The sequence below is a fragment of the Streptomyces sp. NPDC058086 genome (assembly GCF_042885015.1).
GTDB lineage: Bacteria > Actinomycetota > Actinomycetes > Streptomycetales > Streptomycetaceae > Streptomyces.
In genome coordinates this window covers 74,294-85,910 of sequence record NZ_JBHVST010000003.1, presented here as the reverse complement: position 1 = coordinate 85,910, position 11,617 = coordinate 74,294, and the positions used below count along the sequence as shown (strand labels likewise).

Genomic DNA, 11,617 nt, shown 5'->3' with positions numbered 1-11,617 from the left:
ACCCTTGACTGGTACATACCAAAGCGGTTGAGTGTGGCTCCACACCCCCCACCACGGCCGCCCCCGACGCCGTGGCCGGCCCCGCCGGCATGTGCGCACAAGGCTCCGCTCCGCGCTGCCCTTGTCCGGGAGCGGCCGTGTCCCGCAAAGGAGTTGACCTGTGTCGAGGCGCCGAATCTCCGCAGTCCTCACCGTCCTCGCCCTCGCGTCCGCCACCCCGGTGCTGCTACCGGCCTCCGGTGCGTCCGCCGCCGCCTGTTCGAGCTATCCGAGCTGGGTGGCCGGGAGGTCGTACGTCACCGGTGACGTCGTCCGCTACACCGACGGGAAGACCTACGTCGCCGAGCACGACAACCCGGGCTACGACCCCACCATCAGCACCTGGTACTGGGACCCCTACGCCTGCGACGGAGGTTCCACGACACCCTCCGACGGCTTCGTGGTGAGCGAGGCGCAGTTCAACCAGATGTTCCCGAACCGGAGTTCCTTCTACACCTACAGCGGTCTGCGGGCGGCGATGAGCGCCTACCCGGCCTTCGCCAACACAGGCAGCGACACCGTGAAGAAGCAGGAGGCCGCGGCCTTCCTCGCCAACGTCAGCCACGAGACCGGCGGCCTGGTCTACGTGGTGGAGCAGAACACCGCCAACTACCCCCACTACTGCGACTGGAGCCAGCCCTACGGCTGCCCGGCGGGACAGTCGGCCTACTACGGCCGCGGCCCGATCCAGCTCAGCTGGAACTTCAACTACAAGGCCGCGGGCGACGCGCTCGGCATCGACCTCCTCAATAACCCCTACCTGGTGCAGAACGATGCCGCCGTGGCCTGGAAGACCGGCCTCTGGTACTGGAACACCCAGACGGGTCCCGGCACCATGACGGGCCACAACGCCATGGTCAACGGCGCGGGATTCGGCCAGACCATCCGCAGCATCAACGGCTCCCTGGAGTGCGACGGCAAGAACCCGGCGCAGGTGCAGAGCAGGGTGGACGCCTATCAGCGGTTCGTGCAGATCCTCGGGACCTCGGCCGGCGGCAACCTCTACTGCTGATCGGCTGCGGACGGCAGCCGCCCGGGCCCTGAACGCGTGTGCGAAACTGCCGCGATGACCTCGGAAACGATCAACGCGGCGGCTGCGGGCAGCTGGACACTCGGAGATCTCCCCGTCCGCCGCATCGGCTTCGGCGCGATGCGGCTGACGGGCAGCGCGGCCTTCCACCTCGGCACGCCGAGCGACCGCGACCGGTCGATCGCCGTGCTGCGCCGCGCGATCGAGCTGGGTGTCGACCACATCGACACCGCCGCGTTCTACTTCTCGTCGCTGCGCTCCGCGAACGAGCTGATCAACAGCGCGCTGGCCCCGTACGGGGACCACCTGGTCATCGCCACCAAGGTCGGGCCGTTCCGCGACTACTCGGGGGAGTGGGGCACCCCGGCCCCGCCGGACCAGCTCCGCGCCCATGTCGAGGAGAACCTGCGGCAACTGGGCCGCGACCACCTCGACCTCGTGTACCTGCGGCGGACGGGGCAGGACTCGATCGCCGAGCACTTCGGCGCGCTGGCCGAGCTGCGCGAGGCGGGGCTGATCCGGCACCTCGGCATTTCGAGCGTCGGACTCCGGCACCTCGAGGGGGCGCGGGCCATCGCGCCGGTGGTGAGTGTGCAGAACCGGTACGGGCTCGACTCCCCGGACGCCGGGACCGACGAACTCCTGCGCAGGTGCGGGGAACTGGGCGTCGCGTTCGTGCCGTTCTTCGCGATCGCCGGCAAGGGCGGTGAGCGGGGCCCGAGCGGCACCGGCGGCGACGAGGAGGTGCTCGCCGTCGCGCGTGCGCACGGCGCGACGCCCGCGCAGGTACGCCTCGCGTGGACCCTGCGGCAGGGCCCGCACGTGCTCGCCATCCCCGGCACCGGCAGTCCGGACCACCTCGTCGAGAACGTCGCCGCGGGCGCGCTGCGGCTCACCGACGACGAGTTGGCCCGCCTCGACGCACTCCATCGGCCGGGCGGGTGACGGACGGGCCCTGTCACCGGGGGCGGTCCTCGGCGGGCCGCCCCGGGTGACCTGCTCAGCCCAGTTGCTCGTGCAGGAAGGGCACCGTGCTCTCCCAGGCCCGCGCGGCCGACTCGCGGTCGTACGTCTCCGGTCGGCCGTCGTTGAAGAAGGCGTGGTTGGCCGGGTGGAGCCGGAAGTCCGCGGCGATGCCGGCCTGCTGCTGGACCGCCTCCCTCAGCCGCTCCAGGTTCTCCTTCGGGATGCTCGTGTCGAGTTCGCCGTAGTGACCCTGGATCTGTGCCTTCAGGCGGGAGAAGTCGGGCAGCTCACCCTGGATCACGCCGTAGAACGGCACCGCCGCGCTGACCCGGGGGTCGGCCGCGGCCAGGTACAGGACGAAGCCGCCGCCCATGCAGAAGCCGACCGCGCCCACCGTGTCGGAGGTGACCTCGGGCAGCCCGAGCAGATGATCGACCGCACCGGACAGGAGCTCGACGCCGCGCGACACCGGCAGCTCCTTCATCATCCGGAAGGCCTCGCCGCTGTCATGGGCGACATTGCCGCCGTACAGGTCGGGCGCGAGGGCCACGAAGCCCTCCGCGGCCAGCCGGTCCGCCACCTGCGCGATGTGGTCGGTCAGACCCCACCACTCCTGGATGACGATCACCCCGGGTCCCTGCCCGGACGCCGGCAGTGCCAGATAGCCGTGCGCCGTGGTGCCGGCGCTGGGGAAGGTCACGTTCTGATGGGCGGGGGCTCCGGTCGGCTTCGGCAGCTCGGACATCGCACTCAACTCCTGTGGGGGCAGCGCTGGGCAGAAGGACCGGCGGGACCGGCCCCGAGTTGATCTCCACGATGTCATGCGCGGGCGCCCCGCCTGAGCCCGGCCCGCACGACGCGCCCCGCGGCCACCTTCTGCAGCAGGCTGTACGCCAGCACCGGCAGCAGGACGTGCGGCCGGTCGGGCAGGGTTGTCGTGATGAGGACCGCGCTCGCGCTGCTGTTGTTCATCCCGCAGGCCAGTGTCACGGAGGCGCCCGCCGGACCGTCCAGGCGCAGCGCACGGGCCGTGATCCGGCCCAGGCCGAACGACAGGCCGCAGACGGTGGCGGCGACGACCAGCGCCGCCACCAGCAGCACCGGTTCGGGATGGGTGAGGAAGGGGCCGATGACACCGCTGGCGTTGATGTACGTCAGGAGCAGCGAGCCGACCATCGCCGTGGGGACCGCGACGTCGAGGAGGCGGGTCAGCGCACGGTCCGGCAGGGCGAGCCGGCACAGGATTCCGGCGCCGCAGGGAAGCAGGACTCCCGTGAGTGCGAAGGCGTGTCCGGTGGTCAGGGCGGCCCCCGACAGCGTGTTCGCGTAGTCGCCGCTCAGCAGGGGGCACAGGGCCGTCATGGTGACCGGGATGGTGAACGGGCTGACGAGCGTGGACGCCAGCACCAGGCCCACGGTCGTCGACTGGTCGCCGTCCCCTTTGCTCGTCCACACGGTGGCTCCGGCCGCCACCGGCATCGCGACGATCAGGATCATCGCCGCGATCATTCCGCTGCCCCCGTCGCTGTCGGGCGACCGGCTCAGCGCGAACGCGACGCCCGGAATGATCAGCATGGGTGCGACCAGATGGAGGACGAGCCCGGTCAGCAGCGCGGTGGGGCGCCTGACCAACGCCCGCAGTTCGTGGATCGGCACCTGCAGGCCGGCACTGAACAGGAGCAGGGACAGCAGGAAACGAGGGGTCTCGAAGGCGATGTGCGGTATCCCGGCCGCCCCGATCATGTGCGGATGACGCAACCACAGCCCCGGCGCCGGCAGGGCCGCGGCGGCGAGGTAGGACGCGCCGACGGCCCAGCCGAGGTGGTTACGGAGCCGGGTGAGGGGGGACTTCGCGGTGGGGGTGGGAGTCATCGGGGCGCTCTTCCGTCGTGGGACCTGGGCGGAGACGGAGCGCCGATATGGAGGAGAACGTGTGCGGGGCGATGCGAGCGAGGGCGTAGACGCTGAGGCTCAGCCAGCACAGGGCGAACAGCCAGCCGCCGAGCACGTCGGAGAACCAGTGGACGCCCAGATAGACCCTGGTGAGTCCGACCAGGACGGCCCAGCAGGCGAGGAGCGCCGCGAGGGCCCGTCCGCCGCGGGGCGCCCGGGCGAGCACCGCGAGAATGAGCAGTCCGCCGGCGATGGCGGACGTGGTGGTGTGGCCCGAGGGGAAGGACCAGCCGGAGGCGTGTGTGGCCCACTCCGCCGTCGCGGGGCGGGGGCGGGCGACCAGGGACATCACGCCGTACCGAACGGCCTGGGCGGCGGCGAGACAGCCGACGCAGCCGAGGGCGAAGAGGATCCGCTGCCGTGCGGTGCGGCCGAGGACAACACCCGCCAGCGCGACCAGCATGTACGGCACGAGGCCCGTGCCCGTGTAGGTCAGACCGCGGGCCACGGCCAGCGCGACGGGTGGGCGGTGGTCCGCGGACCAGGCGTTGAGGTCCTGGTCACCGAAGAGCGGGGCGCCGTCCTGGCCGGTCACGACCAGCGTCAGCAGCACGAAGGCGACCAGGCTGCCGACCGCGGTCGATCCCGCGAGTTCGGTCGCGTCCGCGCGCCTCATGACAGGGCCCGGGGAACATCGACCGCGTACGGCAGCGCGGTGCGCGGGGCTGCGGACATCGACGGAGGACCCTTCCATGGTGGGCGTGCGGGCGCGTCGGATGACCGCGCCCGCGGTGACTACAGTCCTGTAGACGGTCTACAGAACTGTAGACGATTGCCGGGCCGCGATCGTTCCCGTGGCGGACGCGAAAGATGAACGCCGTGCGCGGTGCCCAGGCCTGCCGGACGCCGGCGGGCCGGGGGCGTGACCAGCGTCCCGCACCCCGCCGCACCCTGCGACCCGGCGTGGGCGGGGTGCGGCGGGAGCATGCGGTGGGATGCCGTACCCTAACGTGTTACGTATAACTACCTAAGGGGTCCCGATGCGACGCATCGCGCTGGTCACCCTCGTCGTCGACGACTACGACGAGGCGATCCGCTTCTACACCGAAGCCCTCGGGTTCCGGCTCGTCGAGGACCAGCCGCGGCCCGACGGCTCCCGCTGGGTCGTCGTCGAGCCGGGCACGGAGGGCGGCGGCAGCGGACTGCTGCTGGCCCGGGCCAAGGACGAGGCGCAGCGCGGCCGGGTCGGCGACCAGACCGGCGGGCGCGTGGGCTTCTTCCTGCACACCGACGACTTCGCCCGCGACCACGCCCGCATGCGCGAGGCGGGCGTCACCTTCCTGGAAGAGCCGCGCCACGAACCGTACGGCTCGGTCGTCGTCTTCCAGGACCTGTACGGAAACCGCTGGGACCTGCTCCAGCCCGCCGCCTGACATCCACCCATCTGTTCAGAACCTGCCGATCAGAACCTGCCGAGGAACGACACGCATGACCGCGCCCCGCATCGACATCGACACCATCCGCCGTCTCCCCAAGGCCGTGCTGCACGACCACCTCGACGGAGGCCTGCGCCCCGCCACCCTGGTGGAGCTCGCCGGGACGGTCGGTCACACGCTGCCCACCACCGACCCGGACGCGCTGGCCGCCTGGTACTACGAGGCCGCCAACTCCGGTGACCTGGTGCGCTACATAGCCACCTTCGAGCACACCCTCGCCGTGATGCAGACCCGCGAGGGCCTGCTGCGCACGGCCGAGGAGTACGTGCTCGATCTGGCCGAGGACGGCGTCGTCTACGGCGAGGTCCGGTACGCGCCCGAGCTGATGGTGAACGGCGGGCTGACCCTGCCCGAGGTCGTCGAGACCGTGCAGGAGGGCCTGGCGGCCGGTATGGCCAAGGCCGCGGGCACCCCGGTCCGGGTCGGCACCCTGCTGTGCGGGATGCGCATGTTCGACCGCACCCGGGAGATCGCCGACCTCGCGGTGGCGTTCCGGGACGCCGGCGTCGTCGGCTTCGACATCGCGGGGGCCGAGGACGGCTTCCCGCCCGCCGACCATCTCGCCGCCTTCGAGCACCTGCGCGGCGAGAGCGTCCCGTTCACCATCCACGCCGGTGAGGCCCACGGTCTGCCCAGCATCCACCAGGCCCTCCAGGTCTGCGGCGCCCAGCGCATCGGTCACGGCGTCCGCATCACCGAGGACATCGTCGACGGCAAGCTCGGCCGCCTCGCGGGCTGGGTGCGCGACCGCCGTATCGCCCTGGAGATGTGCCCGACGTCGAACCTCCAGACGGGCGCCGCGACCTCCATCGCCGAGCACCCCATCACCGCCCTGCGCGACCTCGGCTTCCGCGTCACCCTCAACACCGACAACCGTCTGGTGTCGGGCACCACGATGACGCGCGAGATGGCGCTGCTGGTGGAGGAGGCGGGCTGGACGGTGGAGGACCTGCGCACGGTCACGGTGAACGCCATGAAGAGCGCGTTCATCCCGTTCGACGAGCGCAAGGCCCTCATCGAGGACGTCGTGCTGCCCGGCTACGCCCTCTGAACCAGCCCCCGTACATAGGCGGCCTGTCCGACGTGCTGCAGATCGTCGGACAGGACGCTGACCAGCCGTACGCCCAGCGTGACCGGGGGATCCCAGCGCTCGTCCACGATCCGCTCGAAGTCCTTGGCGGCCAGCCCGCGCACGAACTCCAGCGTCTGTTCGTGCACGGCGTCGTAGTACCCGGTCAGCAGGTCACCGGAGTCGACCCGCACCTTGGCGACCTTCGCGGAGCTGTGCCCGTACCCCGTGTCCAGGCGCGGCAGATCGAGGCCGAAGCGCTTCTCCCAGTCCTGCGAGAGCCAGACCTGCTCAAGCCCGGCGGCGTCCGCGACATGGTCGTCCTGGACGCGGGTGAGGTGCCAGACCAGCCATGACACGGAGTTGGCGTCGTCCGAGGGACGGGCGTTGAGAACGTCCGGCGGCAGACCCTCGACGGCGGCATGGACCTCTTCTTGGATGCGGCTGTACGCGTCGATGAGGATGTCCTTTGCATGCATGCGTCCACCATCGCGCATCGCGGTCCCTCACGCGTCCGGAATCCAACTCCCGTGGAAGCCGAGCGGCACCCGTCCCGGGAGATGGACCCGGGCGACCGGCTCGCCCGTGAAGTCCTGGGCTGCCAGGATCACCAGGTCGGCGGCCCCGCGATCGGGGTTGTGCACATAGGCGACCGCGTAGCCGTCGTCCTCGGCCCGTGCGCACTCGGAGGGTACGAAGACGGCTTCCCCCGCGGCGGCGTCCCGTGGCAGCCGGTGGACCTGGGTGGTCCCGCGGAGCAGGTCGTGCTTGATCAGCGCGTTGGCGAAGGCCCGGTCGGGCGGGTTCCCGTCGGGCGTCAGATACGCCAGGGTCATGTCGGCGGCGGCCGCCGTGTAGGCGTAACGGTGCCGCCTGGACACCAACGCCTCGTGGACGCGCGGGAACTCCTGCGGGCGGTCGTCGAGGGTCCTGGTGCGCACCCGGCCGTGCGCCACGTCGATCGTCCAGCGTTCGAGCGAGGCGGTGCCGGCGCCGTACGGTCCGTCGGCGCCGCGGCCCGCGACATAGAAGGGCGCCGGGTAGGTCGTCATGTCGACGACCACGGACGAGCCCTCGTCGTACGCGTTCAGGGTGTGCGAGTAGAAGACCGGATCCACCTCGAACCAGCGGACCTTTCCGCCCGCGCGCGGCAGCAGACCGACCCGCGTCGGGTGCTTCTCGTTCCAGACGTACGGCACGGGGTCGCCCCGCTCGGCGCCCGCGGGGTCGAAGGTGATGGGCAGGTCGAAGATCACGACGTACTTCTCGGTGAGCGCGAAGTCGTGCATCATCGGCGCGTCCGCCACCGGGATCCGCGTGGTCCTCGTGACCCGGCCCGTGTGGTCGATCACCTGGTGCCGGACGTGGTCCCAGGTGGGGTAGTAGGCGATCGCGTGCAGCTCGCCGGCCGCCGCGTCGAACTTGGTGTGGGCGGTGAAGGCCCCTTCGAGGGTGCCGCGGAAGTCGTACGTGCCCACCGTGTTGAGCTCGTGGTCGAGTTCGTACGGCAGCGGCCCGCTCTCCTGGAGGGCCAGGATCCGTCCCTTGTACCCGATCACATGGGTGTTGCACGGGAAGTCGTCCGGCGGGACGGGCCCGGGGTACGGCTCGCCGAGCTTCCTGGCCACGGAGGCCGAGCGGACCCAGCGGTTGCGGTACCACTCCGCGCGGCCGTCCCGCAGCCGCACGCCGTGCACCATGCCCTCACCCAGCATCCAGTGGTGGGCGCGCGGGTCCTCCAGACCCAGGACGTTGGGACCGTTGCGCAGGAAGCGGCCGTTCAGCTCGCGCGGGATGCGTCCGGTGACCGGCAGGTCGAACGCCGTCAGCTCCTCGGTGACGGGCTTGAACGCCCCCTCCAGGAACGGGAACCGATGCCCGCCCTGTGTCGGCGCGCCCGACACCGGTGCCGCCGCCGCTGCCACCCGGCCCCCCATCGCGCCGACGAGCCCTCCCGCCGCCGCGACCGCAGTCCCGCGCAGGACCGTCCGCCGTGTGTGATCCGCCATCTCCGTACTCCAGCCTCGCGGTTGCCTTTGTGGACGTCCACGAGTCTGCGGCCGGGGAGCGGGCCGGGTCAGGAGTGCTGGAGCCCGTCCGGGGGTGGTGTCAGGCCCCCTCTTGCGGGGTGTCGAGAAGCACCATCAGCGCCCGCGCCGCCGGACTGGTGGCGTCCGGCGGCGGCAGCATGGCGACGGTCTCGTACGAGGCGTCACAGGCGCCCTTGAAAGGGAGGGCGGTGAGAGCGCCGGCCTCGCGCTTGTGGCCGAAGTGGCGGGGCACGACGGCGATGCCGAGGCCCTCGTGGACCAGCTCCAGCAGGCTGTGCACGTCGCTGACCTCCAGCGCCACGGTCCGCCGTACGTCCGCCGCCGCGAAGGCCGCGTCCGTGGTGCGGCGCGGCCCCCAGTCGGGGTGGAAGTCGACGAAGGCCTCGCCGCCCAGCTCCTGAGGCGTGACCACGGCGGCGGTCGCGAGGCGGTGGGTGGGATGGCAGAGCACGGTCATCGGCTCGCTGGTCAGCGGGACCGACCGCAGCTGGTCCCCGTCCGCCCGCGTCCTGACGGCGAAGGCCAGGTCGAGACGGCCCGCGGCGACCTCCTCGGCCAGCGCCTCGGAGCCCGCCTGTCGCAGCCGGATCTCGACGTCGGGATGGCGCCGCCGGAACGCGGCGAGGAGCTTGGCCACATCCACGCCCGCGATGCACTGCTCGGTGCCCAGGGAGAGCGTGCCGCGCAGGACGCCCTGTACGGCGGCCACCGCGTCCTGCGCCGAGCGCACCTGGGCGAGGATCCGCTCCGCCTCGCCGAGCAGGGCACGACCGGCCTCCGTGAGCGTGACCCGACGGGTGGTGCGCACGAACAGCGGGGCCTGAAGCTCCCGCTCCAGGGCGCGGATGGAGGACGACAGTCCCGACTGCGACACCATCAGCCGTTCCGCCGCCCGGGTGAAATGCTGGTCCTCGGCGACCGCGACGAAGTGCTGAAGGTGGCGCAGTTCCATGGGGCACAACAGTAGTCGCCGATTGAGAAGCGCCGTCGCTCAGTCCCATCCGATTCTCCCGTTGGACCTCTGCACCGTGCCCGCGCGAGAGTGGAGACCTGTTTTCCCGGCCTTTCAGGAGTACGCGTTGTACACCGCACACCCCGACCGTTACGCGGACATGCCCTACCGGCGCACCGGACGCAGCGGACTGAAGCTGCCCGCGCTGTCGCTCGGCCTGTGGCACAACTTCGGCCCCGACCGGCCGGTGGAGACCCAGCGCGCGATCCTGCGCCGCGCCTTCGACCTCGGTGTCACCCACTTCGACCTGGCCAACAACTACGGTCCGCCGCCCGGCGCCGCCGAGTCGGCCCTCGGCGACGCCCTGAAGGCGGACTTCGGGCCGCACCGCGACGAGCTGGTCATCTCCACCAAGGCCGGATACCTGATGTGGCCGGGCCCCTATGGCGAATGGGGCTCCCGCAAGTACCTGCTGTCCTCGCTCGACCAGAGCCTGGCCCGGATGGGCCTGGACTACGTGGACATCTTCTACTCGCACCGCCCCGACCCGGAGACTCCCCTGGAGGAGACGATGGGCGCCCTGCACTCGGCGGTCCAGCAGGGCAAGGCGCTCTACGTCGGTGTCTCCAACTACTCCGCGGAGCAGACCCGGGAAGCCGCCCGCATCCTGGCCGAGCTGGGCACCCCGCTGCTGATCCACCAGCCGCGCTACTCGATGCTCGACCGCCGCCCCGAGGACGAGGGGCTCCTGGACACGCTGGACGAGCTGCAGGTCGGGTCCATCGCCTACTCCCCGCTGGAGCAGGGCCTGCTCACCAGCCGCTACCTCGACGGCATCCCGGAGGGCTCGCGCGCCGCCAGTGATAGCCCCTTCCTGAGCGCCGACACGGTCACCGAGGACCTGGTACGGCAGCTGCGCGCCCTCGACGAGATCGCCAAGTCCCGCGGTCAGTCCCTGGCGCAGCTGGCGCTCGCCTGGGTGCTGCGCGGCGGCCGGGTGACCTCCGCGCTCATCGGCGCGAGCAGCCCCCAGCAGCTGGAGGACAGCGTCGCGGCCACCCGCGCCCTGGACTTCACCGCGGAGGAGCTGGCGCGGATCGACGCGATCATCAAGGCCTGAGGCTCGCTCAGCAGGCCGTCGGAGAAGCCGACCGGGCCGCGCGGCCCGGTCGGTCAGGCGGTGAGCCGCTCGCTGAGCTCCCAGAGGCGGTCGACCGCCGCCGGGTCCACGGCGTAGGGCACCACGCCGGCCTTCGCCGACCTGTTCCCGAGGGACCACACGGCGAGACGTCGGTGTCGGCCCTGGCCCGGCGGGTCGGCTACACGTCCGAGAGCGCGTTCAGCAACGCCTTCAAGCGGACGACGGGTGTCGCGCCGCGGCGCTACCGTGACGGCGCGCGGGCGGCCCTCACGGGCTGAGACGCTCTTCCAGGCGGACCGTCACGGTGTCGCCCTCCTCCTTGCCGATCGCCTTTGGCCAGACGGTGCAGGTCCAGCGCGGGCAAGCTGGACCAGCCGTTCATCACGGTGCGGCGCAAGAGCCCGGACAAGGAAAACTCATCGCGGTCGTGCGCGCAGGGCGGTGAGGGCCGGTTCACGGACGGTGACCGCGCCGAGCCCACTCGAGGCTCCGGTCACCGCCGCCGTGCGTCGGCTGGAGCACTACGTGGAGCACTACTGCGTCGGCACGCGGTCCAGGAATCCGTGCACGCTGCGGATCCTGTCCGCGGCGTCCAGGGTGATCACGTCGAATCCGGCGACGGGTGCCGTGCCGTCGGCCTCGTTGACCAGTTCCCAGCCGAAGCGGGCGATGTCGTGGTGCCCGTCGACCGGCCCGGCGGGCCGGAAGGAGAACCCCGGGAACTGCTCGTGCGCCGCCGCGATCACCGCCGCGATCCCGTCGTGCCCGCGGACCTCGGCCAGCGGGTCGGTGTAGCTGCCGTCCGCGCACCAGGCGGCGGCGACCGCCTTGGCGAGCGCATCCCGGTCAGTGGCGTTCCAGGCCTCGAAGTAGCGGGCGGCGGCGTTCTCGTAACGGTCGTTGGCTGCGGACATGGTGGATCAACCTCCATGGAAAGTAGGGTAGTTGCTGGTCAGTGAGTGGATTCCGAGCTGTGCTTC

At 71.4% G+C, this 11,617-nt stretch carries 13 protein-coding genes; 6 read left to right on the top strand and 7 right to left on the bottom strand.

The genetic code is table 11. The features are described from left to right. Positions 1 to 160 precede the first annotated feature (160 nt). Entirely contained in the window at positions 161 to 1,051 is an 891-nt protein-coding gene (locus ACFVWD_RS03245) for a glycoside hydrolase family 19 protein (RefSeq protein WP_384906559.1), read from the top strand. A 54-nt stretch (positions 1,052 to 1,105) separates the two neighbouring features. Then, positions 1,106 to 2,014, top strand: a complete 909-nt coding sequence (locus tag ACFVWD_RS03240; protein WP_389593660.1) for an aldo/keto reductase — start codon at positions 1,106 to 1,108, stop codon at positions 2,012 to 2,014. A gap of 55 nt (positions 2,015 to 2,069) precedes the next feature. Here the strand turns inward: ACFVWD_RS03240 and ACFVWD_RS03235 are convergent, their stop codons facing one another. The 3 genes from ACFVWD_RS03235 to ACFVWD_RS03225 form a co-directional block, all read right to left on the bottom strand. Next, positions 2,070 to 2,780, bottom strand: coding sequence for a dienelactone hydrolase family protein (locus ACFVWD_RS03235; protein ID WP_389593659.1), 711 nt, complete (start codon positions 2,778 to 2,780; stop codon positions 2,070 to 2,072). A 74-nt stretch (positions 2,781 to 2,854) separates the two neighbouring features. After that, on the bottom strand, positions 2,855 to 3,907 hold the full coding sequence (locus tag ACFVWD_RS03230; protein ID WP_389593657.1) for a sodium-dependent transporter: 1,053 nt from the start codon (positions 3,905 to 3,907) through the stop codon (positions 2,855 to 2,857). Continuing rightward, a complete protein-coding gene (locus ACFVWD_RS03225; protein WP_389593655.1) occupies positions 3,861 to 4,604 on the bottom strand; it encodes a phosphatase PAP2 family protein in 744 nt (247 codons plus the stop codon). The genes ACFVWD_RS03230 and ACFVWD_RS03225 overlap by 47 nt, the downstream gene beginning before the upstream one ends. Positions 4,605 to 4,968: 364 nt before the next feature. Between ACFVWD_RS03225 and ACFVWD_RS03220 the strand changes: the two genes are divergently transcribed. Further along, positions 4,969 to 5,361, top strand: a complete 393-nt coding sequence (locus ACFVWD_RS03220; protein ID WP_384906550.1) for a VOC family protein — start codon at positions 4,969 to 4,971, stop codon at positions 5,359 to 5,361. 55 nt (positions 5,362 to 5,416) lie between these two features. Further along, complete coding sequence (locus ACFVWD_RS03215; protein ID WP_389593653.1) at positions 5,417 to 6,475, top strand: adenosine deaminase; 1,059 nt, start codon at positions 5,417 to 5,419, stop codon at positions 6,473 to 6,475. Here the strand turns inward: ACFVWD_RS03215 and ACFVWD_RS03210 are convergent. From ACFVWD_RS03210 to ACFVWD_RS03200, 3 genes are all read right to left on the bottom strand, one after another. After that, complete coding sequence (locus ACFVWD_RS03210) at positions 6,463 to 6,972, bottom strand: DinB family protein (RefSeq protein ID WP_389593651.1); 510 nt, start codon at positions 6,970 to 6,972, stop codon at positions 6,463 to 6,465. The genes ACFVWD_RS03215 and ACFVWD_RS03210 overlap by 13 nt on opposite strands. A 27-nt stretch (positions 6,973 to 6,999) precedes the next feature. Continuing rightward, positions 7,000 to 8,502 (bottom strand): carotenoid oxygenase family protein, encoded by a 1,503-nt coding sequence (locus ACFVWD_RS03205; RefSeq protein WP_389593649.1) that lies wholly within the window; start codon positions 8,500 to 8,502, stop codon positions 7,000 to 7,002. Between the two features lie 100 nt (positions 8,503 to 8,602). Next, the gene (locus ACFVWD_RS03200) at positions 8,603 to 9,496 is read right to left on the bottom strand and encodes a LysR family transcriptional regulator (RefSeq protein ID WP_389593647.1); all 894 of its coding nucleotides are present in this window, start codon (positions 9,494 to 9,496) and stop codon (positions 8,603 to 8,605) included. Between the two features lie 127 nt (positions 9,497 to 9,623). On the opposite strand from ACFVWD_RS03200, the gene mgrA reads away from it, so the two are divergent. Further along, complete coding sequence (gene mgrA, locus ACFVWD_RS03195; protein ID WP_389593645.1) at positions 9,624 to 10,616, top strand: L-glyceraldehyde 3-phosphate reductase; 993 nt, start codon at positions 9,624 to 9,626, stop codon at positions 10,614 to 10,616. 173 nt (positions 10,617 to 10,789) lie between these two features. Next, positions 10,790 to 10,915, top strand: a complete 126-nt coding sequence (locus tag ACFVWD_RS03190; protein WP_389593643.1) for a helix-turn-helix domain-containing protein — start codon at positions 10,790 to 10,792, stop codon at positions 10,913 to 10,915. Positions 10,916 to 11,170: 255 nt separating this feature from the next. On the opposite strand, the gene ACFVWD_RS03185 is transcribed toward ACFVWD_RS03190, so the two are convergent. Further along, a complete protein-coding gene (locus ACFVWD_RS03185) occupies positions 11,171 to 11,551 on the bottom strand; it encodes a nuclear transport factor 2 family protein (protein ID WP_389593641.1) in 381 nt (126 codons plus the stop codon). Positions 11,552 to 11,617: the final 66 nt, after the last annotated feature.